Source organism: Arundinibacter roseus (assembly GCF_004348825.1).
GTDB lineage: Bacteria > Bacteroidota > Bacteroidia > Cytophagales > Spirosomataceae > Arundinibacter > Arundinibacter roseus.
In genome coordinates this window covers 37,551-62,172 of record NZ_SMJU01000001.1, presented here as the reverse complement: position 1 = coordinate 62,172, position 24,622 = coordinate 37,551, and the positions used below count along the sequence as shown (strand labels likewise).

The 24,622-nt window shown below is 46.0% G+C and carries 19 protein-coding genes; 7 read left to right on the top strand and 12 right to left on the bottom strand.

All coding sequences use genetic code 11. The features are described 5' to 3' along the window. The first annotated feature begins 71 nt into the window (after nucleotides 1-71). Nucleotides 72-686 carry an outer membrane beta-barrel protein gene (locus EZE20_RS00355; RefSeq protein WP_132113327.1) on the top strand — a complete coding sequence of 205 codons (615 nt, stop codon included), beginning with the start codon at nucleotides 72-74 and terminating at the stop codon, nucleotides 684-686. Between the two features lie 180 nt (nucleotides 687-866). Then, nucleotides 867-2,696 (top strand): tetratricopeptide repeat-containing sensor histidine kinase, encoded by a 1,830-nt coding sequence (locus EZE20_RS00350; RefSeq protein WP_132113325.1) that lies wholly within the window; start codon nucleotides 867-869, stop codon nucleotides 2,694-2,696. Here EZE20_RS00350 and EZE20_RS00345 read toward each other — a convergent pair. Together EZE20_RS00345 and EZE20_RS00340 are read right to left on the bottom strand one after the other, a co-directional pair. Then, nucleotides 2,674-3,321, bottom strand: a complete 648-nt coding sequence (locus EZE20_RS00345; protein WP_132113323.1) for a response regulator — start codon at nucleotides 3,319-3,321, stop codon at nucleotides 2,674-2,676. The genes EZE20_RS00350 and EZE20_RS00345 overlap by 23 nt on opposite strands. Nucleotides 3,322-3,420: 99 nt before the next feature. After that, nucleotides 3,421-3,819, bottom strand: coding sequence for a gamma-glutamylcyclotransferase family protein (locus EZE20_RS00340; protein ID WP_132113321.1), 399 nt, complete (start codon nucleotides 3,817-3,819; stop codon nucleotides 3,421-3,423). A gap of 409 nt (nucleotides 3,820-4,228) precedes the next feature. On the opposite strand from EZE20_RS00340, the gene EZE20_RS00335 reads away from it, so the two are divergent. Beyond that, nucleotides 4,229-5,695, top strand: a complete 1,467-nt coding sequence (locus EZE20_RS00335; protein ID WP_132113319.1) for a TonB-dependent receptor — start codon at nucleotides 4,229-4,231, stop codon at nucleotides 5,693-5,695. 188 nt (nucleotides 5,696-5,883) lie between these two features. Here the strand turns inward: EZE20_RS00335 and EZE20_RS00330 are convergent, their stop codons facing one another. Further along, nucleotides 5,884-6,819 carry a LysR substrate-binding domain-containing protein gene (locus EZE20_RS00330; RefSeq protein ID WP_132113317.1) on the bottom strand — a complete coding sequence of 312 codons (936 nt, stop codon included), beginning with the start codon at nucleotides 6,817-6,819 and terminating at the stop codon, nucleotides 5,884-5,886. Nucleotides 6,820-7,396: 577 nt separating this feature from the next. Between EZE20_RS00330 and katG the strand changes: the two genes are divergently transcribed. Then, on the top strand, nucleotides 7,397-9,643 hold the full coding sequence (gene katG / locus EZE20_RS00325; protein WP_132113314.1) for a catalase/peroxidase HPI: 2,247 nt from the start codon (nucleotides 7,397-7,399) through the stop codon (nucleotides 9,641-9,643). Between the two features lie 130 nt (nucleotides 9,644-9,773). Here the strand turns inward: katG and EZE20_RS00320 are convergent, their stop codons facing one another. From EZE20_RS00320 to EZE20_RS00285, 8 genes are all read right to left on the bottom strand, one after another. After that, nucleotides 9,774-10,682 (bottom strand): hypothetical protein, encoded by a 909-nt coding sequence (locus tag EZE20_RS00320; protein WP_132113312.1) that lies wholly within the window; start codon nucleotides 10,680-10,682, stop codon nucleotides 9,774-9,776. Nucleotides 10,683-10,871: 189 nt separating this feature from the next. Continuing rightward, entirely contained in the window at nucleotides 10,872-11,648 is a 777-nt protein-coding gene (locus EZE20_RS00315; protein ID WP_132113310.1) for a TPM domain-containing protein, read from the bottom strand. 9 nt (nucleotides 11,649-11,657) lie between these two features. Further along, nucleotides 11,658-12,098: a TPM domain-containing protein gene (locus tag EZE20_RS00310; RefSeq protein WP_132113308.1), complete on the bottom strand. Its 441-nt coding sequence runs from the start codon at nucleotides 12,096-12,098 to the stop codon at nucleotides 11,658-11,660. A gap of 96 nt (nucleotides 12,099-12,194) precedes the next feature. After that, nucleotides 12,195-12,776 (bottom strand): LemA family protein, encoded by a 582-nt coding sequence (locus EZE20_RS00305; protein WP_132113306.1) that lies wholly within the window; start codon nucleotides 12,774-12,776, stop codon nucleotides 12,195-12,197. 91 nt (nucleotides 12,777-12,867) lie between these two features. Continuing rightward, a complete protein-coding gene (locus EZE20_RS00300) occupies nucleotides 12,868-14,301 on the bottom strand; it encodes a DASH family cryptochrome (RefSeq protein WP_132113304.1) in 1,434 nt (477 codons plus the stop codon). A gap of 86 nt (nucleotides 14,302-14,387) precedes the next feature. Next, nucleotides 14,388-15,731 (bottom strand): M23 family metallopeptidase, encoded by a 1,344-nt coding sequence (locus EZE20_RS00295; RefSeq protein ID WP_132113302.1) that lies wholly within the window; start codon nucleotides 15,729-15,731, stop codon nucleotides 14,388-14,390. A 174-nt stretch (nucleotides 15,732-15,905) separates the two neighbouring features. Next, nucleotides 15,906-17,930, bottom strand: coding sequence for an OmpA family protein (locus EZE20_RS00290; RefSeq protein ID WP_228713475.1), 2,025 nt, complete (start codon nucleotides 17,928-17,930; stop codon nucleotides 15,906-15,908). A 175-nt stretch (nucleotides 17,931-18,105) separates the two neighbouring features. Further along, complete coding sequence (locus EZE20_RS00285; RefSeq protein WP_132113300.1) at nucleotides 18,106-19,560, bottom strand: NADP-dependent isocitrate dehydrogenase; 1,455 nt, start codon at nucleotides 19,558-19,560, stop codon at nucleotides 18,106-18,108. A gap of 203 nt (nucleotides 19,561-19,763) precedes the next feature. Here EZE20_RS00285 and rpsL point away from each other — a divergent pair, with 203 nt between their 5' ends. Both rpsL and rpsG read left to right on the top strand, forming a co-directional pair. Continuing rightward, nucleotides 19,764-20,177 (top strand): 30S ribosomal protein S12, encoded by a 414-nt coding sequence (rpsL, locus tag EZE20_RS00280; protein WP_132113298.1) that lies wholly within the window; start codon nucleotides 19,764-19,766, stop codon nucleotides 20,175-20,177. 125 nt (nucleotides 20,178-20,302) lie between these two features. Next, nucleotides 20,303-20,770: a 30S ribosomal protein S7 gene (gene rpsG / locus EZE20_RS00275; RefSeq protein ID WP_132113296.1), complete on the top strand. Its 468-nt coding sequence runs from the start codon at nucleotides 20,303-20,305 to the stop codon at nucleotides 20,768-20,770. An 82-nt stretch (nucleotides 20,771-20,852) separates the two neighbouring features. On the opposite strand, the gene EZE20_RS00270 is transcribed toward rpsG, so the two are convergent. Beyond that, nucleotides 20,853-21,428 carry a hypothetical protein gene (locus EZE20_RS00270; protein ID WP_132113294.1) on the bottom strand — a complete coding sequence of 192 codons (576 nt, stop codon included), beginning with the start codon at nucleotides 21,426-21,428 and terminating at the stop codon, nucleotides 20,853-20,855. A 1,023-nt stretch (nucleotides 21,429-22,451) separates the two neighbouring features. Here EZE20_RS00270 and fusA point away from each other — a divergent pair. Beyond that, on the top strand, nucleotides 22,452-24,575 hold the full coding sequence (gene fusA, locus EZE20_RS00265) for an elongation factor G (RefSeq protein ID WP_132113292.1): 2,124 nt from the start codon (nucleotides 22,452-22,454) through the stop codon (nucleotides 24,573-24,575). Nucleotides 24,576-24,622 lie beyond the last annotated feature (47 nt).

The window sequence follows — 24,622 nt, the reverse complement described above, 5'->3', positions numbered from 1 at the left end:
TTTTTATCTAAATAATTGAAAATCAATAATTTACATAATTGATAAATCCATCACTTTTACCCAAAACTTTTATGAAAACGCCTGTATTTCTTGTTCTGGTAATTTTTGCAATTCATAGTTCGCTACACGCGCAGGACGTTCGATCCAACACAGAAGGGTTCAACGTGGGGGCCTCGGGGAATTATAGTTACTGGTCATCCAGTTACTTTAATCAGCTCGACGAAGCAGAGCCTAACGGACTCGGTGGAGGCGTTCGGGTAGGGTATGGGTTCAATCAGCGTCTCGAAGTATTTGCCAGTTTTGACGGTTACTCGTTCCGTTTCAATACGCCCGAAGAGTGGGATGTTTATCGGCTCAACACGCTGGGAGCGGGGCTGCGGCTCAATTTGGGCGGCACGTTGCAGGCTTTCCGACCTTTTGTGGAACTCGGCGTTTGCAGCCAGGATTTTCTGATTGATCCGGTATTTTTGAATGGAGATGCCTACGAATTCAAAATGAGAGGCCCTGCCGTGATGGGCTCGGCAGGTCTGAATTTTTTTATTATTGAAAACCTGGCAATAAACGCTTCCATAGGTGGAAGTTACGGTAAAATCAGTAGTTTTCTGGGAAATGGCGTAGGTTTTGAAGATCGACCCGATATGCGTACGTTGCGTACGACGGTAGGGTTGAGTTTTTTCTTTCATTAATTCAAAAAAACTTTATTGAAGATAGTTGCTTTCATAGGTTTTAAGGCTTGATTCTGGGTCTGAATTTTGCTACCTTTTATAGGATTTATCAACATCATTTTCCCAATAAATTAATTGAAAATTTCTTGCTCCACATACAAAAAAAGTAACCGAGAGTGGATACGCAAAATCGGGTGGAGTTTGCTCTGTTTTTTGGTGCATGCAGCCGTTTTTGGTCAGAATATGGCCCTGGATACGCTTGTTACCAAACGAAAGTTACTTTTACAACAGGTTGCTTCTCCCGAAACAGACAGCCTCTTGCTGGCCACTACAAGTTTGTTGACAGAGCGATTGTTTAATCAGAATGACCGTCGGGCAGACGCGTATCTGGACAGTTTATTGCAACTATCGGAAACTTATAAAAACCAATGGGGTGAAGGTTTGTACTGGCGGGCTACCGGAAAAAAATATGACGTGCGTGGCGACTATACGAAGGCATTTCAGGCCTATACACAAGCGATTGCTCACTTTGAAAAGCTGCCGATTGATCCGTATGACCTTACGTATACCTACATTTTGGCGGGCTTTGTGCTTAACAACAACGGGTTGCCCGAGCGCTGCATTCTTTACCTCCAAAAAGCGCTCCCACTGGCTCGTCAAAGCAGTAATACCAATAATTTATGCTGGATTCTTGATTTTTTTGGAGACTATAATTACTACGATTCCTTCGGCATCAGAAATTATCCCAAAGCGCTGGATTATTACCTTCAGGTAGAAAAACTATTGCCCCGGTCGACGAGCCCAAACCTGAAAGCCGACAACCCGCACGGCCTGGCCAATTGCTACCAAAAGCTGGGCAACGAAAAGCTTGCGGCGGAATACCGAAACAAAGCGCTTCGAATAGCCAAAGAAGCCAACAACCGGGTGGTTATTTTTGCTATTTATGCCGATTTGGCTGATATACACGAGGCCAAAGGAGATTTTTCAAAGGCAATTGAATACCGAAACATGAGCCTGGATTTTGCGGGGCAGTCGGGCTGGAACGAGATGCAGTCACGTGCGGAAGGTAATTTGTATTTGACCTATAAAAAATCAGGAGATTACAAAAATGCGCTCCTATTTTTGGAAAAGCACAAGGCCCGCGAGGACAGCCTGCAACGCTATAAGTTACAGCAAAAGTATATGGAACTGCGGGAAAGTTACGATGCTGAACTTCGGGAAAATAAGATTAAAAACCTGGAAAATCAGAGTTTGTTGCAAACACGTAATTTCTTGATTATCATGCTCTTGCTGGGGCTGGGGGCTGTGGGGTACATTATCTGGACAAACCGCCGCCTTCGCAGCAGCAACAATGAACTGTTGACAAAAAACAGGGAGATTGAAGAAGCGCTGGCCCGGGGGCAGTCTATGGAGCGAAAGCGCATGGCTTCTGAACTTCATGATAATCTGAACACCAAAATTGCGGCGATACGCTGGCGACTTGAAGCCCTGGATCGCAGCGATTGGCTGGCCACAGATCAGAAAATTCTGAATGATGTGCTAGGCATGGTACAGGATGTGTATGGAGATATTCGGCTGATTTCGCACAATCTGCTGCCCGAAGCTCTGGAAACCAAGGGGCTGAAAGTTGCGATTCAGCAGCTGGTCGGAACGCTGAACGGGAACGATAAAACGTCGTTTTCCTTCGTCTTTGATGGGATTGAAACCCGCCTGAATCCTGCCGTAGAATATCAGCTTTATACCATAACCCTTGAACTGGTGAACAATATTCTGAAACATGCGCAGGCATCGCATGCCTGGATCAGCCTCACGTTTCAGTCCAATCGCGTCGTGCTTTCGGTCAGTGACGATGGCGTGGGGTTTGAGTCGCAACATACTACGAAAGAAGGAGTTGGCTTGCGAAATATCCAAAATCGAGTAGATGAACTGCACGGAACCTGGACGCTCGAAAGTGCCCCACAGCAGCTCACCCGCGTAAGTATCGAAATCCCGATGAACGAGACGTTAGTTACAGCATCTTATACCGGATAGCATATTTGATAATCCCGATGACATTCTTGGCACCCAATTTTCGCATGATGTTGTGCCGATGTGTTTCTACCGTACCCACACTGATAAAAAGTCGCTCGGCGATTTCGGTCGTAGACAGCTCCTGCGCAATAAGCCGGACGATTTCTACCTCGCGGCGGGTCAGTTGCACAAACTCGTCGGTATGTTCGGTGGCGGTGTCCGGTCGAGCGCCCATCATTAATTCCCGCATCACCGATTCGCTGAAATACTTCTGACCCGAGGCCACCGATCGAAGGGCGCGTTCGAGCTCTGCGCGGTCGGCTTTTTTCATGACATAGCCCGAAATACCCGCCCGGTACGCATCCTGAATCACGTCAAGTTCGTCCTTGACGGTAAGCATCAAAATCTTCATGTCGGCATACTGCTCTCGTACCCGCACCGTCAGTTCAATTCCATTGAGATAGGGCATGTTCAGATCGGTTACGAGTACATCCACCGGATGTAATTCCAGGAAATCCATCACTTTCCGGCTGTCGTTCAGGCTGCCGATTACCTCAATGTTTTCCATGGTTCCAAACAATAGCGAAAGGCTGTCGGAGATGATTTGATGGTCGTCGACGAGCAAAACCTGAATGGGCGTAGGCATAGTACGGGTGAGTTAAGGGTAGCCTGAAATGGTTGAAAAAGGAGTACTAAGAGTTAAAAGACATGCATGGGTAGTTTTTGGGTATGTAAAGATAAAAAATCAGGCCGTAAATCGTCCGGAAGGTATTAAATCGGCGGCCAAAACGGGTTGATTGTAGAGGTATGTCCAGCAGGAAATCACTTCCTGCCGTTCGGTCATAACGGGTACCTCGCGCCGGATATACAGGCTTTGTGCTTCGTTGGAGTCAATTTCTTCATAGAGATCCAACTGTTCAATAAGTGTTTCAAAATGAATGAGTTTGTAAACTTCTCCATGGACAGAAGTGGTAGATTTCGGAAGGTAAAGTGCTCCGGGATACCAGCTGATGCGGTATAATTCCCCGGTAAAATGCCCCAAACCAGCAAAAGAAGAATGCTTCCGAAGTGTAGCGGCAAAAGGGTTGTTGAAACCTCGCATGAGGGTGCCATACACAAAAAGGTAGTTTGCTTGTTTTTTCACAAAGTTGAGTTGGGTTTAGTATTAGTTTTAATAGTCTTTTTCGTGTTTTAAGGGGTAAAAATTGTCTCTTTTCAAGAATTGATCCGTTCAAAAAGTATTCTGTTCATTCCTGTTTCGGATGTTGGGACGACTGCAAAGAGTACGTAGAATATGGCTTGAAAAAAAGGCATCGGAACAAACACCTAAGGTTCGAAAAACTTCGTTTGGTGTAGTATATCCACAGGCAAGATAACCAGGAACAGGGATGGAAACAGAATTTTTTACTGTTTTTTTAGAAATTACCTTCTGTACAGATGAAGGTAAAATGTCACCGCAGGTGGTTTGTGTTTTTCCTTGAAAGTGAAGTGCAGGAGGAATAAGCCACCGAAAGAAGTAGTATTTTTTTTATATTTACCAAAAAAGAACATTCATGTCTGCCTCACACGATAAAACACTCGGAACCAAACAAAAAGCACTTCGGCTGAACCTTGACCCGCGCATTTACGGCTCATTTGCCGAAATCGGTGCCGGGCAGGAAACGGCCTCCATATTTTTTAGAGCAGGCGGAGCTTCCGGCACCGTTGCCAAAACGATGTCTGCCTACGATATGACGTTTAGCGATGCGATCTACGGCACCGAAGAGAGCGGCCGCTACGTATGCGAGTCGCGGCTGATCAAAATGCTGCACAAAGAGTATAGCCTGATGGAAAAACGCCTGGCCGAAAAACGCGGCGCCAATAGCTTGTTTTTTGCCTTTGCCAACACCGTTGTGGCGCTTAATTACCAGAAAACCAACGAACCCCACGGCTGGATTGGCCTGCGGTTTCAGCTGCACCCGATGGGCCCCTACAACGAAGTGGTCATTCATGTGCGCATGCTCGACAACGAAAATGTACTGCAACAGCAGGCACTCGGCGTCATTGGCGTCAACCTGATCTACGGCTGCTTTTACTACCCGATGTCGGCTGATACCCTGCTGCTTTCGCTCATGGACGACCTGAGCCCCGAGCGGATCGAAATCGACATGATCCGATTTAGCGGCCCGGATTTTATGGAGGTCGACAACCGTGTGATGAGCCTGCATCTGGTCAAAAATGGCTTTACCAATGCCGCCCTGTTTGGCGCCGATGGGGGCGTGCTGCAACCGTCGGAAGCATTTTATAAAAAGCACATTCTGATGATGCGCGGCCGCCTGCGGCCTATTACCAACGTACACGTAGACCTCATTGAAAATGGTACGCGGCAGTTTTTGGCCGAGCCCGACGTGGACCCTGCCCGCGTGCTGATGGTATCGGAGCTGACGCTGCGTAACCTGCAACAGGCAGATGATGAGCACATTGACGAAAAGGATTTTCTGGACCGGGTGGATATTCTGTGCTCCATGGGGCACGTAGTGATGATCTCCAACTACCACGAGTACTTTCACCTTGTGGCTTATCTGTCCAAACTGACGCGGCTCAAAATCGGTCTTCTGCTCGGGATTCCGAGTTTGCAGGATATTTTTAAAGAAAAACACTACGACTTTTTGCCGGGCGGTATTCTCGAATCTTTTGCAACGTTGTTTAGCCGAAAAGTAAAGCTGCTGATTTACCCCACGCTGCGAGCCGATGAAACGATCTATAACTGCCAGAATTTTGAAGTACCGGACAATCTCAAACCGTTATATAGCTATTTGGTAATCAACGATAAAATTGAGGACATTCGGGATTATAAAGTAGAACACATGCGCTGGACGACCGATCAGGTGCTGGCAATGGTGAAGCGCGGCGAGCCCGGATGGGAGCAACTCGTCCCCGAAAATGTAGCCCAAATTATTAAGGATAAATGCTTGTTTGGTTTTCCGTGTGTGGTGTACGATGCAAGAGAAGCCGTGAAAAAACAAACCACCGATAGTTAAGGAAATAAAGCTTCATTTTAATAGATATTACCCGAACCGGATTAGAAAGAAACACTTCTTTTTAATCCGGCTTTTTTGATGGAAAATTAGAGAATAGATAAAGATTTTGAGTTCTTGAAAAACAAGTAAGGATTAGTAAGTTGCACTTGAAATCTGAATAACTACTCATTTAATTTGTTTTTTATTTGCTAAATTTTGGCAATCACAATTTCATTATTCTTTAAAGTACTTGTACTCAATAGTGGTAAGATCGTTTCTTTTATTTCTTTAATTAAGGTATTCACCAGCCGAAGTTTTGCATAGGGTCTGTGATAAATGACACTTACTTCCCGGACGGGTACGGGCGTTTGAAAATCAATGACTTTTGATTTTTTTTCAAGTGGTAAGTCCATGAAGTAGAGTTCCGGAATGAGAGTTAGACCATTTAATCTGTCAACAAAGCTTAGTAAGGTTTCAAAGGAATTGGGCTGAAAATGAAGGTTTTCATGCATTTTCTTTGGATTTAGCCCACAAAAATTTATCACTTGCTCCCGCAAACAATTTCCTTCTTCAAGCAGCCATATTTTTTCCGTAGAAATTTCTTCGGGGATAAGGTATTTCTTATTTCTGTTTTGATTTCCGTAGACCAGCAGCTTTTCATAGTATAGAATTTCTTCGTCTATTCCATCGACGTTCAATGGAGTAGAAACGATTCCTGCGTCGAGTTCTCCCATTTTAATTTTTTGAATAATTGATGAAGTATTTATTTCTGAGATGAACAATTTTAGCTTAGGAAACTTCAAGATCAAATCAGGAATAACCCGGTACAATAAATTCCCTGCAATTGTCGGAATAACTCCAATTCTTAACTCGCCCTCAATATTCCCCTTTAAGGTGGAAGAAAGTTGTTTTAGGTTATTGCTGTGCCAAAGTATTTTTTTTGCTTCTTCAATTAGCTCTTTCCCGCATTCTGTCGTTAAAATTGGGTTGGTTTTTCTGTCAAAAATTACAATATCCAGCTCTTCTTCTAATTTTTTAACCATCGTACTTAATGTAGCCTGAGTTATAAAACAGGATTCAGCGGCATGACTGAAATTCTTGAATTTATCTAGCGCAACGATGTATTGTATTTGTTGTAAGTTCATTTTATTGATAAATCCGGGTGAAACGTTTTTTGTCGGGCAGTTGGTCTTTAGCTACCTGCATTTCTCCTGCGAAGGTATAAAATTCTGCACGTTTTGACGGGTGTCAGTTACCTGCTTTCTGCCTGATCATTTTCCTGAAAATACTCTATTTTATTGGGCAAGTAAGAATTTTCTGTGCAGTCTTCTCCTTCCTGATCTTTACGTCAGATCAAAATAAACTCTTTAAGTATCTGATTATCAACAGGAAAAATTTTATGTACAATAGAATGTTTCGCCTGTTTTTTACTATTGATGCTGTCAATAGTAAGTATTGAAAATATTGTCTGTGTAAATGAGTTTGGATGTCCTAGTTTTGCCGTGTCGCAAGTAGCTGAGAAGATATTGAACAAATAGCCGTTCGCTACTTCTGCAAGGTGTTTTACGTAGTAGTGAGGCATTTATTAAGCTGAAACAGGAAAAAGCGATATACTGAATTTTTTAGAATATCCCTCCTCTTTTTCTCAACCCACACGCAGATTGCCTATGCTTTTGAGCCAGGTATTTAGAAATTGAATTAATAACCCTAAAAACTAGTACAATGAAAAAAGTTTTAATCGTGCTTGCCCTATTTGTGAGTGGAACAACATTCGCTCAGGAACAGGCAGCCGAATGCCCGATGGGTCATTCAACCAAACCCAAAGGCGAATACTCTGCCGTGAAAGGTACGGCAAACGAAGATTGGTGGCCTAACAAGTTGAACCTGCAAGTGCTGCGCCAACATTCCGGATTGTCGAATCCGATGGGTGCAGATTTTGATTATCGGAAGGAGTTCAAGACGCTGGATTATTACGCACTTAAAAAAGATATAGAAAAAATCCTGACTGATTCTCAGGATTGGTGGCCGGCGGATTTTGGAAACTATGGCCCGCTCTTTATTCGCATGGCCTGGCACAGTGCCGGTACGTACCGTACAGGTGATGGACGAGGCGGAGCAAATGAAGGACAACAACGGTTTGCGCCACTGAATAGTTGGCCCGACAACGGCAATCTTGATAAGGCACGACGGTTGCTTTGGCCGGTAAAACAGAAATATGGTGACAAAATTTCCTGGGCAGATTTGATGATTTTGACAGGGAATGTTGCGCTTGAATCAATGGGTTTCAAAACTATTGGCTTTGCCGGTGGCCGTGAAGATGTATTTGAGCCGGCGTCGAATGTATATTGGGGAAAAGAGACCAAGTGGCTGGAAGATAATCGCTATTCGGATGGACGTAAGCTGGAAAATCCGCTGGCGGCTGTACAAATGGGCTTGATTTATGTTAATCCCGAGGGACCAAATGGCAATCCCGATCCGGTAGCGGCGGCGATTGATATACGGGAAACATTTGGAAGAATGGGTATGGACGACGAAGAAACCGTGGCGTTGGTTGCCGGTGGACATACGTTGGGAAAAACCCACGGTGCCGGTGATGCCTCACTCGTAGGTAAAGAGCCCGAAGCGGCTGCAATTGAGGAGCAGGGCCTGGGCTGGAAAAGCAAGTATAAATCGGGTAAAGGTACGGATGCCATTACTTCGGGCCTTGAAGTAACCTGGACTTCAACTCCGACCCGTTGGGGGCATCAGTTTTTTGTTATTCTGTTTGGAAACGAATGGGAGCTAACCAAAAGCCCGGCAGGAGCGCATCAGTGGGTGGCTAAAAACGGTCAGAAAATTATTCCTGATGCATTTGACAATACCAAAATGCACCTGCCAACCATGCTGACAACCGATCTTTCGCTGCGATTTGACCCTGTATATGAAAAAATATCCCGCAAATTCCTCGAAAATCCACAGGCTTTTGATGAAGCTTTTGCACGGGCGTGGTTCAAATTGACGCATAGAGATTTGGGTCCCGGTTCGTTGTACTTAGGTCCTGAGGTTCCGAAGGAAACGTTCATTTGGCAAGATCCCGTTCCGGCACCGGCCAAGGTAACTTTTAATGCCAGCGAAATTGAAAAGTTGAAGACAAAGATTCTTAACTCCGGCATACCTGCCAATGAGTTGATTTATACGGCATGGTCATCTGCGAGTACTTTCAGAGGATCCGACAAAAGGGGGGGGGCCAATGGCGCACGTATTCGATTGCTGCCTCAGAGAGAATGGGAAGTAAACAACCCCAAACAACTTGAAAAAGTATTAGGAGCTTTGCAAAAGGTTCAGAATGATTTTAAAGCAGAAAATAAAAAAGAAGTATCTATTGCCGACCTGATCGTACTGGGTGGTACAGCTGCGGTTGAAAAAGCCATCAAAAATGCAGGATTAGCAATTCCTGTGCCCTTCACACCGGGCAGAGTAGATGCTACTCAGGAGCAAACAAGTATTGAAGGCATGGCAGTTTTGGAGCCTTTGGTCGATGGTTTTAGGAATTATTCAAAAAATCAGTTTACAATACCTACCGAGGAGTTGTTGGTAGACAAGGCTCAATTGCTCAAACTTACCGCTCCCGAAATGACCGTTCTTGTAGGTGGATTGCGTGTACTGAATGCCAATTATAGCCAATCGCAAAATGGTGTTTTGACTTCTCAGAAGGACAAGTTAACCAACGATTTCTTTGTTAACTTGCTAGATATGAGTACTGTTTGGTCGCCCGTGGCCGATTCAAAAGAAATTTTTGAGGGAAAAGACCGGAAGACAGGTGTGGTGAAATGGACGGCCACAAGAAACGATTTGATTTTTGGATCCAATTCTGAATTGAGAGCATTGGCAGAAGTGTATGCAAGCACTACCAATAAAGAAAAATTTGCCAAAGATTTTGTGAACGCATGGACCAAAGTAATGAACCTGGATCGCTTTGATCTGAAATAGTCCTTAGTCTCTTACAGCTTAGAAACCCTCATTCATGTTCTGGAATGAGGGTTTCTTCGTTTTTATAAAGATTTAGAAACTAGTAGAAGTAACTTCATGAAGGCCAAGTGTCTGTACTAAAACTGCCTGCCTACCGAATCGAAAAGCCCCCTTCCCCGATTTTTTGTCCTTCGGCAAACAACTCCACCGAGTAGGTCCCTTTCTGATAGGGTTGCGTGCGGTTATAAATAATGTTGACTTTTTGCGTACTGTTGGTGTAGGCTACATCCTTACTCAGCGTAAACAGCTCCGACCTGCCGTGGTAGGACAATACGCCCGATCCCAGGCTTGCATCAGAAAGTGTGGCTCCGCGCGGGTCGAGAATTTTCATGTATATACGTTTGGTGCCGGGTTCGGCAAGGGGGTTGGCTTCCAGCTCAAACTCTACCCGGAGGTCATCTACCTGTCGGGCGCGGAGGTCGGCGGCTTCCCGTTCTTTACCTTTCGTAGATACCGCCACAACTTTCAAATTTCGGGCTTTCAGCGTGGCCGCCAATGACACCTTCGCTTCCAGATCCTGCGTTTTGGAAAGCACCTGTGCCAGCGAATCATCAAGCAGTTGGCGTTCCTGCTGTAACATTATGTTGGTCGAGTCAAGTTCTTGATTTTTAGAGGATAAACTTTTATTTGCGTTTCGCAGAGAGATGAGTTCTGTATTTTTTTTGGTTAAAAAATCTTCATATTCCTTAACCGTAGAAGCGAGCACAATATTGCCCTTGCGGAGTTCGGCGCGGTCGGCTTCAAGCCGGGCTTTAATGCGTTCCAGTTCTTTAACATTGCCTCCCAATTGCCGTACCTGTGTAATTTGTTCGGTCAACTGTCGGGAAATTGAGTCAAGTTTCATTTCGGTAAGTGCCAGTTCATTCACCCGGGTGTCAAGCGCTCGTTCCTGCTGCCGGGTTATTGCCCTTTCGTGGTAGTAGAGGTACCCAAACATTACCGAAACCACCGTCATGACCAGAAAACCGATTAATAAACCCACATTAACTCTGTTTTCCATGAAGTGTATACGTTGATAATTTTAAACTTATTTTCCCAAAACGATGCAATGAGGAGTTTCATGCCCTTTCATCGGGATTAGTTCGTGTGCGGTGAAGGCGAAAACGCCTCATTTTGCCTATAAATTTAGGCAGAATGAGGCGTTCATACAAGTTACTTCTATTTGACTTTTTGTGAAAAACTGAGATAATTAATAATCTCCACCAGCGCCACCGCCGCCAAAGCTACCACCACCAAAGCCGCCAAAACCTCCACCGCTGCTACTGCCACCGCCCCAGTTTCCCGAGGAGCTGCCCCAGCCCGTGTGCGTGCTATATGGCCAAATGACAGGACCAGCACTCGTATTTCGGAATCCGCGTCCGCCTGAGCCGCCGCCTTTGTTGCGGGAAATAATGATCAGAATGATAATCAGAATAAAAATAAAGACAACAAAGCCTCCTGGAAAACCTTCGTCGGAGTTCGTAGCTTCGGCTTCATACTCGCCGGCCGCTGCCCGGATAATGGCATCAACTCCCCGGTCGAGTCCGCGGTAAAACATGTTATTTTTAAATTCCGGGATAATTTCCTGAGAAATGATACGCTTGGCAATCGCATCCGGAACGACCCCTTCCATGCCGTATCCGGTGGCAATAAATACCTTGCGGTCGTTGGGCGCCCAAAGCAGGACAATTCCGTTATTCTTTCCTTTTTGACCTACACCCCATTCACGCCCAAGTTTAAAGGCATAGTCGGCAATGGCGTAGGGCTCCACGGTTGGTACAATCACGACCGTAATCTGCGTGGACGTTGAGTCGTTGTAGGCTACCAGTTTTTGTTCCAGAGCGGCTACTTCGGTGCCGTTGAGCTGATTGGCCAGGTCGTTGACGAGCCGGGGCGGGCTGGGCCGTGGGGGAATGTCCTGCGCAAACAGGCTAGTGGCCAGCAGAAAAAGTGTCAGGAAGGGAAGAAAACAGCGAAATTTATTCATGGCTTTAAGTTATCCAAATGATACATCATCGGGGAGTTCATTTGTGTCATCTGATTGATAGGGGAAGTATTTTTTCAATTGCAAACCAGCTTCCAGAATGCCTTCACACAGGCCAATGGAAAACTCGCTGGCTTTGAAATGCAAGCGCAGTTTGTCTTTGGTGCTTTCCCAAAAGTCGTGGGGTACTTTTTCATAAATTCCTTTATCGCCCAGAACAGCAAACTTACGATCCTGATAGGCGAGGTAAAAAAGTACGCCGTTCTGAAATTGAGTGGTATGCATGCCTAGCTCACCGAACACGACTTTGGCGCGTTCCATGACGTCGGCATCCGGGCAGTGTTGTTCAATATGTACTTTGATTTCGCCGGAGGTTTGTTTTTCTGCCTCCTGAATGGCCTGTACAATTTGATCCTGTTCTTCTTTTCCAAACAAAGGGTGTGCCTTAGACATAGCGGGAATTTGGTTTAAATAGCCAACAAAAAAGGCGCCACACCACCAAAAATAAGCAGCGTGGCGCCAGTAAGGTACGTGTCGGAATCCTCAGAATTAGAATTGTACCGTTGGAGCGTTTTGTGCTGCCTGAGAAGCTTCGAAGAATCCTTTGACAGGAAAGCCAAACATGCCCGCAAATATATTGGCCGGAAAGCTACGGACCGATTGGTTATAGTCTTTCACTACGGTATTGAAGTCATTTCGAGCCACAGCAATTCGGTTTTCGGTGCCTTCCAGCTGCGCCTGTAATTCCAGAAAATTCTGATTGGCTTTTAGTTCAGGATACCGCTCTACGGATACCAGTAGTCGCGACAATGCCCCGCTCAGTTGCTCCTGTGCAGCCTGAAATTTCTGCATATTTTCGGGAGTCAGCTGATCGGCTGTTAGCTGTACGGAAGTTGCCTTGGAACGCGCTTCAATTACACCCGTAAGGGTACTTTTTTCAAAATCGGCTGCTCCTTTAACTGTGTTCACAAGATTGGGAATCAGATCCGCCCGGCGTTGGTATTGGCTTTGCACTTTTGACCAGGCTTCATTGACGGTTTCGTCTTTGCCGACAAGTCCGTTGTATGTACTGCATCCGAACATGCCACCCAGCAAAAGAACGACTACTATAACGATTACACTCTTTGACATAACAGTTTTTGATTTGAGGTTGATGTTGGTATAAAATTATTCAAATCTAATTATTTCTAACTATAAAACTACATTATCGGTAGCCTAGGGCCTACAACCATTTGTCGGCCGGGATGATCGGTAACGGATATGTACTGCCTAAGGAGACGCCGTAGGTTTCCTGTTCCGATTTGCTCAGTTGCCATACTTTGTTTAGCCTATCGGCAGGCACTTCCGCAAGCTCAGGCAGCCAATGCCGCAGGTAAGCGCCGTCGGGATCGTAGCGGGTGGCCTGTGAATAAGTATTGAAATAGCGGTTTTCGCGCGGATCGTTGCCCACGCCTGCAATGTAGTTCCAGTTGCCCCAATTGCTGCATACGTCATAATCTAGCAGCAGACTTTCAAAGTAAGCCGCACCCCAGGTCCAGTCGATACCCAAATCATGAGCCAGGAAACTAGCGACATTTTGCCGGCCCCGGTTAGACATAAAGCCCGTAGCGTTTAACTCGCGCATGTTGGCGTCTACAAAAGGTACGCCGGTTTGGCCGGATGTCCAGCGTTCAAAAAGTGCTTTATCCTGTTTCCAGGTTTTGTCTTTGTCGAGTTTTAGTCCTGAGGGTTTGAATAAGCGAGTGCCCCAGCGCAGCATGACAAAGCGGAAATAGTCGCGCCACAGCAGCTCAAATATCAGCCAGTAAGTTGAGTCATTGACTATAATTTCCGTTTCAAATCGTTTGACTTCCTCATAAACCTTTCGTGGAGAAAGACAGCCTACTGCCAGCCAGGCGGAGAATTTGGAGGAATAATCAGCGCCAAGCAGACCGTTTCGGGTAGTTTTGTAAGTAGCTAAGTTCTGTGTTTCCCAGAGATATGCATGCAAGCGCTGCAAACCGGCGGTTTCGCCGCCTTTAAAATCAAGAACGCCCCTGCCATCTGCCTGTATCAGTTCCGTTTCTTCATAGCCGAGTGTTTGGAATGAAGGAATTTCACCAGGCACGAATTCCTCAGGTAAGTTGAGAGCGGATGGCTCGGCCAGGGTTGGGCGAACCGACGTATTTTTTTCGACGCTTTTTCTAAAATCGGTGAAAACGTTGGGTAATTTATTGAACCCAAAGGGTAAATCCCGCACATGGTAAAGGGTGGCCATCCAGGTAAAAACCATATCCACATTCAGGATTTTCAGGCGCTTACTGAGCGAAGATTCTACGTCGGTTTCTTCCTGTGCAACTTCTTTGCTGAGGTGAATTTCGCTGACGTCATATTGTTGGGCCAGTTCGGCAAGTACTTTTTCAGGCTCCCCAAACCGGATGAGCAGATCGGCGCCTTTTGCTTGCAAAGACCGACGTAAATCTTCTACGGATTCAAGCAAAAAACGGGTTTTAAAAATCCCTGTTTTCCGAAAACCAAGCGGTGATAATTCAAAAATTCGGGGATCAAAAACATATACCGGGATAATTTCACCGGGTCTTTGGGAAGCTTTCAAAAAACCTTCGTTGTCGTGAAGGCGCAGATCGTTACGAAACCAGTAAATTGTGCGATTGGACATGAAATGCGATAGCCTGTTGATACTATCTGCAAACATACGCCAAAACAGAAAGGTTTTTTAGACGAAGTAGCCGGTTGGCTTCAAATTCAGTTTGAAACCTCCATATTTACCCAACCAAAAGAACCGCCGGACGGACTTTCCACTAGCTCAAAGGAATCGTGAACACCCAAAACAGAAATTTTACCGGATGTTTTTAGTGAATCCATTACAGTTGCCAAAGTCGAAGCATTATCCAGAATTACAGTTTGGGGAGGCAATGTGCGCGCCCGCAGCGATTTTTCAATGGGGCTGAGTGCATTGCGTGACACGTAACCTTCGAGGTTGGCAGGTGTCCGTACCCGTACCCATTCGGCAGTACCGCCAATGACCGACACGATCTGATATCGGGGAAGCGTTTGCAGACGGTCGGCTTTGGATGTAGGGGCTATCCGCAAAGGCGAAGCTGAGGTTAGCCGGAGGGTATCGCCCAAAAGCTCTGCTGCTAAAAGGGCTTGGGTAGGTTCGCCGGAGCCAATTCTGATAAATGGGAGTGGATCAATTGCTCCCTTCCCTGATTCATAAATACCAAAATGCAGGTGCGGGCCAGTGGTGCGTGCGTTGCCCGTATTTCCAATAAACCCGATGGTGTCTCCTGCCTGCACGCGTGCGCCTTGTGCCACATTCCAGCTATCGAGATGGGCGTAGTATAGATTAAGGCCGTGCTTGATGCTGGAAAGAAATACATGATTTCCGCCCAAAGTATTGACTCCAACCCTTGTCACGAGGCCATCCGTTGCGGCGAGTGCGGGGGTTTGGCGAGGGGCGAAAATATCAACGCCTTCGTGCGACCTCCGGCCTCCGTCACGATTGGCGCCCCAAAAACTACTGATTTGTTTGCTGTTGCGCCCCTCCACTGGAAATGCCAGGAGCGGTTGACGGCTGACCGACAAGGTGTAGCGGCCACTGCGAAGGAGCTCGGGTTGTATGCGGATCAGGTGGGTTTGGGAGCGGCGAACCTCCCAGCGAAGCGTGGAGTCGGCCTGTCCGGAGAGTACTCGTTTGGTGGTACCTTTTTCTTCATCAAATTCAAAAACATCCAAAAATACCCGGGCAGGATTTTCGCTTTGAATGGTAAGCGAAAGCAGGATTACATCGCCCCGCTCAACGGCCAGTTTATACCCTACGGCTACGGGCGTATGCGCCGGGAAATAGCCACTTTCGCGGTAAGGAACGGACAGGGAAACAGAGTCTTGAAGGGCCTTTTCTGAGGCAGACAGCCATCGGGTTCCAAGGGCGGTTTGGTCCAGGTTGGCTGATTTTAACGAACGTGCATATTGCTCATGTGGAGAAGCCGGGGCAAAAATACCCTGTCCCGGCCCGAATATTTCGCAGGAGCTAAGGGTGCCAAGAAGTACCAATAAAACGAGAAGGAGTGCATAGGAAATTTTCATGGATTTCAGGATTGATAAGACTTTATCAACCTTTCATAAAAATCTGTGCCGAATACGAATTTTCATGCAATGCATAAAAAAAGCAGCCCAAACATTGGCGTTGGGCTGCTTGCGAAGATTATTATAAATAAAGATAAGTTCTAACTAACTAACTAACTAATGGCTGAAACCAATTTAGTAGCTCAAAATCGTGAATTCGGTCCGGCGGTTGCGCTGATGTTCTTCTTCGGTTTTGGCATTTTGAACAATCAGCTGACGCTCCCCGTAGCCTTTGGCGGTCATGCGGCTCGCATCAATTCCCCGGGATACGAGATAATTCACCGCAGACTCGGCCCGTTGCTGAGAAAGCGTATTGTTGTAGGCATCGGTAGCCCGGGCATCGGTATGCGAGGCAAGTTCAATCGTGACAGAAGGATTATCTTTCAAAATCTGAACGAGTTTATCCAGTTCTGCGGCTGCATCGGGTCGAATGTTATACTTATTCAAATCGTAATAGATATTGTCCAGCACAAATGTTTTGTTCAATTCGAGACTATCCAGCCGAACGGTTACCCGGTAGGTAGTATCGGTCAGGACTTTATCCAGAAAAATAGGAGGGATGCTACGCCCATCCATCGAAAATGGCTCCCGCTTGCTGATGTAGCCCTTTCTTTCGACCAATAGAATATAATCCTTTCCTTCTTCCAGGCGGTAATTTCCAAACTTACCCTGATCGGCGGTTGTTAGTTTGGCCAGTTCTACATCGGCACTGTCCGATAGTATACGCACCGTAGCCGAGTCCAGAGGAAGTGCGGTAGGGTTGTTGGTCAGGATAGTGCCGGCCAGGAAGTACCGGACTACTTTGAGTTGCCCTTTGATGTAATTAGGATTATTTGGGTTGTTCGGGTTGGACGGATCATTGGCAGCAATAACGGTAGAGTCAGGTTCGTCCACGACGGGGTTTGAGAAAAAGTAAATGTCGTCATCGCCTTTGCCACCTTCCCGGTTGGAAGAGAAAAATCCATTGTCCAGATCTTCAAAAAACACAAACCCAAAATCATCCTGAGGCGTATTGAATGGTATGCCCAGATTTTCGATGGAAATGACTCCCTGCGTACGCGTAGCTACAAAGATATCCAGCTTGCCAAGGCCGGGGTGCCCGTCTGAAGAAAAATAAAGTTTGTTTTCAGGAGACACATACGGAAACATTTCGTCACCCGCAGTATTGATGTCTTTGCCCATATTGACGGGCTTGCTAAACCGCCCGGAAGCATCCATGTTGGTTCGGTAAAGATCAATGCCGCCCGAACCGCCCGCGCGATTTGAAGCAAAATAGAGGGTTTTGCCGTCACGTGAGAAGGCCGGAGAACCATCCCACGCCAGTGAATCATTGATGGGCAGGTAGCGTGGCTCAGTCCATTGACCATTCACCAGCCGACTCATGTACAGGTCCACGTCTACGGTACCTTTGCGCTTTCCGGTATTTCCGCGCGCAAAGACCAGCGTTTTGCCGTCGGGTGTAAAGGCAGGAGAACCTTCGTTGGCATCCTCCGCAAAAACAGCAGAACTAAATAGGGTAGGGCTACCGCTCGCTTCGGAAGGCGCTTCACCGACCTTGATTTTGTATAAACCAAGCATCGGCTGCCCGTTATTTTTATATACTTTTTCTTTTTTGGAAGCCGATAGTACTAGTTCATTTCCGAGAACAGCGGGGGCGAATTCGGCGCCGGGAGTATTGAATGGAAGATTGAGAACGGTAACTTCCTGTTTTTTCAGACTGATCCGATCTGTAATTTTTAATGTCTCTATTTCCCGAAATGCCCGTTCCTGCAAATTTTTATTGGCATTGGGAGCATCAACAAACTGTGCAAATTGCGCTTTGGCTTCTTCGTACTGTCCTGCTGCTTTTAGTGCGTAGCCATATTGAAAACGGGCGTCAGCATCGGTTGAGCCGGCCTCAAAAGCTGCTTTGTAATAGGGGATAGCCTCCCGAAATCGGTTGGAAAGGCGGTACGCTTCTGCGAGTAAAAGATTGGTTTGAGCAGCTTCGTAGCCACCCGCAGCGGCCCTTTGAAGATCTTTAATGGCAAGGTCGTATTCGCCATTGTCAAATTTCTTGATTCCCTGCTTGTACGCTTGCATCGTAGGGTTGCAGGCCTGCAACCATAGGCAAATGCCGATAAGCAACAAGCCCAATACACGACTCCTTTTGATTTTCATATGTGTAGCTAAAAACAATCTCATATACCGATCCATAAAAGTGGTACTATCTGATGACAATACTACTAAAACAACGTTTGTAAAGGAAATTCTACGTGGATCAAACGTTTTTTTTTACTAAAAATTGAAAGAATAGCGGCAGAATCTACTGAGCTGACTCTGCCGCCTGATGTTTTTACTCACCCTGAACCAATGAAAAACCTGGTTGTCCGTCAAATAAATATAAATTTTCGGTTTTGATAGTATCAAAGCCCTGTTCATGAAGCATCGCCAACATGGCGAGCGTAGCGGCACGATCAACCGGGGCATCGGGGCCATTTTTACTCACAAATCTACACCGCCAATGATCCGTACAGAAGGTTTCAGGAATACCGTCCGGAAAAACCCGTACCCCCCGATTGGTGATCATTTTGAGTTGAAGCGGGGCATTTTCCAGTGCGGTTAGGGTTTCGCCCAGCTGCTGTGAAGTGCCTTGTGTCCAATCCAGAAAGATGTCAATACCCACTAGTGTTTTTTGCTGCCGGGTTTCGCTACCGGTACTGATTTGAATGGGGCGCGGCGCGGCTGCATAACTAATCGGCTTGAAATGCTCGGGAAGCTGACCAAGGCGTTCCAGTACAGCTTCGGTAAATTCGGCGGTACCGACGCGTTTGGCACTAATGCCTTCCTGATATATATCGCCCGTATGAATGCCATCTTCGATGGTTTTGAGCCAGGCATTGTGAACCTTTGCGGCTACATCGCCCTGCCCGATATGGACCAGCATCATGATGGCACCATTAAGTAGCCCGGACGGATTGGCAATGCCGCGCCCGGCAATATCGGGAGCAGAGCCATGAATAGCTTCAAACATAGCGCACTGCTCGCCCACATTGGCCGAGCCGCCCATACCCACCGACCCGGCGATTTGGGCCGCAATGTCAGAAATGATGTCTCCGTATAAATTAAGCGTAACGATCACCCCGAAGCGTTCGGGCGTGTCGGCGAGGAGTGCCGAGCCAATGTCGATGATCCAGTGTTCTTTTTCAATGTCGGGATATTCAAGAGCGATTTCATCAAAAACTTTATGAAAAAGTCCGTCAGTCATTTTCATGATATTGTCTTTGGAAAGACACGTCACCTTGCGACGGTTGTAGGCGCGTGCATATTCAAAGGCGTAGCGAATGATTTTTTCACAGCCCGGCCTCGAAATCAGTTTTAAACATTGATACACCTGATTGGTTTGCCGGTGTTCTATGCCCGTATACAGGTCTTCCTCGTTTTCCCGAATAATGACCAAATCCAGCAGCGGATGCTTGGTTTCTACATAAGGCGAGTAGGCCTGACACGGCCTGACGTTGGCGAAAAGGCCCAAACTGGTACGCGCAGCCACATTCAGACTTTTATAGCCGCCGCCCTGCGGAGTCGTGATGGGAGATTTCAAAAAAACTTTGGTGCGCCGCAGCGACTCCCAGTCGGAAGGCTGAATGCCCGCGGTGTTTCCACTTTTATACACTTTTTCACCGATTTCAATTATTTCGGGTTCGATGCGGGCGCCGGCGGCGGTCAAAATACGCAGCGTGGCGTCCATGATTTCAGGTCCGATGCCGTCGCCGTAGGCCACGGTAATGGGTGTTTTTGTTGATGACATAGGGATTGATCAATTGAATTGCAAAAGAAAATACGAAGTACAAGTATACAAACATAGATTTTGTTAATGGGCAGAACATAAAAAAACGATACCAACCTTTTGGAAATCAGTTGAGGTTGCTTACTTTTGCAGTCCGATTTTTTCAAAAATACTGTATAAATACAACCGATTAGTTGATTAACTATTCAAAATCAATCTGTTAAATGCCAACTATTTCACAATTAGTCCGTAAAGGGAGAGAGAAAATGACCTGGAAATCAAAGTCTCCGGCTTTGGATTCCTGCCCGCAGCGTCGGGGTGTGTGTACGAGGGTGTACACCACAACGCCTAAAAAGCCAAACTCGGCGCTTCGTAAAGTAGCCCGTGTGCGTCTGAGCAATCAGAAAGAAGTAAACGCCTACATTCCCGGAGAAGGCCACAACCTGCAGGAGCACTCCATCGTCCTGATTCGTGGGGGTCGTGTAAAAGATCTTCCCGGTGTTCGGTATCACATCATCCGTGGTGCTTTGGATACCTCCGGTGTTAACGGCCGTAAGCAGCGTCGTTCAAAATACGGAGCCAAGCGTCCGAAGCCAGGTCAGGTTGCAGCAGCACCAACCAAAGGAAAGAAAAAATAAAATAGTAACTCTCTCTACTTTTTATTAGACAATAACTGAATCTATAAAAGGGAAGTAATCCTGCACCAACCGGTCGGGATGAATGAGTTGCAAAACGAAACCTCACGTAAAAACAAACCAAGACAATGAGAAAGGCCAAACCAAAGAAAAGATATATCCTGCCCGATCCGAAATTTCGTGATGTGCAGGTAACCAAGTTTGTAAACAACCTGATGCTTGACGGCAAGAAAAGCACCGCGTTCACTATTTTTTATGATGCCATTGAACTGGTAGAAAAGAAAACAAGCGAAAGCGGACTAGAACTTTTCCGCAAAGCATTGAACAACGTAACGCCTTCGGTAGAAGTAAAAAGCCGCCGGGTAGGTGGAGCTACGTTTCAGGTACCTACCGAAGTACGTCCTGAGCGCAAGCAGTCGTTGGGCATGAAGTGGCTCATCAACTACGCTCGCAAGCGGGGTGAAAAAACCATGATGGATCGTTTGGCTGCTGAGATTATTGCGGCTGCCAAAGGTGAAGGTGCTGCCGTGAAAAAGAAAGACGATACGCACCGCATGGCCGAAGCCAACAAGGCGTTCTCGCACTTCCGCTTCTAAGTCAGCGTTCCTTTCAGGAAAAAATTGGATGGCCTGCCTCGTACACCGAGGCAGGCTTTTTTAGTGGGAAAGCTTTTGTTTTTTAATCAGATGCTCTTTGACCTGGTGTGGAAGAGTAGTAAAACAGCTCGTCCTCTTTGAAACCATAGCAAAACGAAACCTGCGGATACGGGCTGATACTATCTGCAAGTAAACTGGTAATAATAGAGAGACATCCTTCCTGATAATGATAGAACGCCCGCCCCGGTTTGGTTTTTAGTACAAACTCGCCCGGCAGATTCAGTTCCTTCTTTACTTTTTCAGCCATTTCCTGATCGGTAAGGTTTCGTTCATCCAAAAGTGCAAAAGTGATCCCGTAGGCTTCCCTTTCTCGTAGAAATTCAACAGTATCTACCGTAGGATATGGATAATCAGTAGTTTCCAAAAACCAAATAGTGGTATTCTTAGAAGGGTCATATAAGGTTTTACTGGTAGACAAAAGGCTGCTCACAAAAAAAACGTCTTTTTGCTTTTTCAAAACCTGCAATCCCGTTACGGGAAAAGAGATTTCAACACCCCGGAAGGTGAGGCTACGTGTAGGCGGGCAGTCTTGTTTGGGAATGCAGCCGTAGAAGCACGTGATGATAAGGGCTAAAATGATTGCTATCCGGTTTTTCATGTTTGGAGGGTTTTTGAAGGTTTTTAATATCAGGTACTTAGTTATTGTCCGAATTTAGACTAAACTAATGCAGGACGGCCACTTGCGTAGCTGTCCTGCATTGGAGTGTCACGGAATAAATTGTATTAATCAAAGGGTTTTCCTTTGAACCCTGAATTTTCAATCGAAAGGTCTATTTCAGTATCTGTCAGTCGATGAGAAAACGCCACATAAGTCACATTCTCGCCCAAAGCTGTTTGTTCAGGATAATAGTTCCGCAGACAGGCAAAAACTAGCTTCGTACAATCGCTTAATTCCCAAACATAATAGGGAATTAGGGAATAGCGTCCTATCCGTTTAACATACGTAGTTCCATAGGTTTGTTCTAAGTAGCGAAAGGTGCTGTCATAGGTTGTCTCAGGCAGATAAAAACAATAATTGTATATTCCCTTACCCAGAGTATCAATTACCTCAACTCCCTTGTTATTTAGTATATGGCCATCTTCTCCGTCGGGTGTAAACCGATGGTCAGTATAAGAACTTTACCATATACGTATTAGGGTGTCTTCCATAGCTTTGGTTAGTAAATAACTATTAGGAATCAGCTGTACATCGGGTATCCTGCTTTTAATAGTTGTCACATCTACCGGAAATTCGATGGTATGCTCCCCGAAACGAAACGTTTGAGTTTCGCAGGGGGTAGTGCAGGAGTAGCAGACAAAACCTATAAGCAGGAGTAAAGTATTTATCAAATAAGGCTTCATTAGTTATAGTTACGCTTAGACCCTGAAATGCTGAATAGTGCACTTTTCAAACACAGGTTAAGACTTGTATGTAACGTTAAAGTATCGATCGGCTATTACTTTTTGACACTCCCAAAAAATCTTTCAAGAAAAAAAAAGCTCCCTATTGTTTTTAGAAAATTATTAGTCTAATTTTGCGGTCTGATTTTTGGGGAGGTGCCGCCATTTTGGCCCAATCGGACCCCTTCTTTTGAAGAGAATAATTGATTATCAACAGATATACTAAAATTCACCATCCATCATGGCACGTGATTTAAGACTTACAAGAAACATCGGTATTGCTGCCCACATTGACGCAGGTAAAACCACCACCACAGAGCGTATTTTATACTACGCAGGAGTTAGCCACAAAATCGGTGAAGTACACGATGGCGCCGCTACAATGGACTGGATGGAGCAGGAGCAGGAGCGTGGAATCACGATTACGTCGGCTGCTACTACCGTAGATTGGATGTACCGTGGAGAGAAATACCATATCAACATCATCGATACACCCGGTCACGTAGATTTTACGGTGGAGGTAAACCGCTCGTTGCGGGTATTGGATGGACTTGTTTTCTTATTCAGTGCGGTTGACGGTGTTGAGCCACAGTCTGAAACCAACTGGCGTTTAGCGAATAACTACAACGTTGCACGGATTGGATTCGTGAATAAAATGGACCGTTCGGGTGCCGACTTCCTGAAAGTTTGTGCGCAGGTAAAAGAAATGCTCGGCAGCTACGCTGTGCCTCTTCAATTGCCAATCGGTGCCGAAGATACTTTCCGCGGCGTGGTTGACCTGGTGAACTTCCGGGGAATCGAGTGGAACGAAGAAGATAAAGGAATGACCTTCCGTGAGGTACCGATTCCGGAAGATATGCTGGAAGAAGCTACCGAGTGGAGAGAGAAATTGCTCGAAGCAGTAGCCGAATTCGACGATACTTTGATGGAAAAGTACTTTGAAGATCCTACCTCAATTTCGGAAGACGAAATTTTGGCAGCTCTTCGTGCCGCTACCATCAGCATGAAAATCGTTCCGATGGTATGTGGTTCGTCGTTCAAAAACAAGGGTGTTCAAACAATGCTTGACTATGTGATGGCAATTTTACCATCACCACAAGATCGTGAAAGCATAGTAGGTACCGACCCACGCACTGAGCAGGAAATTACCCGTCAGCCCGTAGGCACTGATCCTTTCTGCGCCCTTGCATTCAAAATCGCAACGGATCCTTATGTAGGTCGTCTGTGCTTTATCCGTTCCTATTCAGGAACGTTGGAGTCAGGTTCGTACGTACTTAACAACCGTTCCGGAAACAAAGAGCGTATTTCGCGGATTTTCCAAATGCACGCCAATAAGCAAAATCAGATCGAACGTCTGGAAGCAGGTGATATTGGTGCTGTTGTAGGATTTAAAGATATTAAAACGGGTGATACCCTTTCCGATGAAAAGAACCCAATTGTTCTCGAATCAATGGTGTTCCCTGAGCCTGTAATCGGCTACGCAATTGAGCCTAAGAAAACAGCTGATCAGGATAAATTTGGTAACGCAATTGCCAAATTAGTCGAAGAAGATCCAACCTTGCAGGTAAACACAGACGAAGAAACCGGTCAGACGATTATTCGTGGAATGGGAGAACTTCACCTTGAAATTATCATTGACCGTATGCGTCGTGAATTTAAGGTAGAAGTAAATCAGGGTGCGCCACAAGTTGCTTACAAAGAAGCACTTACCAAAAATTACGAGCACCGCGAAGTATACAAGAAACAAACGGGTGGTCGTGGTAAATTTGCTGACATCGTTTTCGAAATCGGACCACGGGACGACCACGAAGAAGGCAAAGAAAAAAATCAGGGGCTACAATTTGTCAATAATATCGTCGGTGGTGTAATTCCAAGAGAATTTATTCCATCCATTCAGAAAGGCTTTGACGAAGCCATGAAAAACGGTCCTTTGGCAGGCTACCCGCTTGATTCCATGAAGATTCGTATTTTCCACGGTTCATTCCACGATGTGGATTCAGATTCATTCTCTTTTGAAATGGCAGCCCGGATTGGCTTCAAAGAAGCGGCCCGTCAGGCAGGTGCTAAAATTCTGGAACCGATTATGGCCGTTGAGGTTGTATCGCCCGAAGAATACACAGGACCAATCACCGGTGACCTCAACCGTCGTCGTGGAATCATGAAAGGAATGGATACAAAAGCAGGTTCACAGGTAATTAAGGCTGACGTACCTCTTTCTGAACTGTTTGGTTACGTAACAGACCTTCGGACAATCACATCCGGTCGTGCAACGGCCAACCTGACGTTCTCTCACTACGATTTTCTTCCACAAAACTTTGCCGATGCAGTGATTGCCAAAGCAAAAGGTGGCTCAGTAAACGCATAAATTCATTTCAGGAGGTTGTTTAAAGAAATTCAAAAAACCTCCTGAAA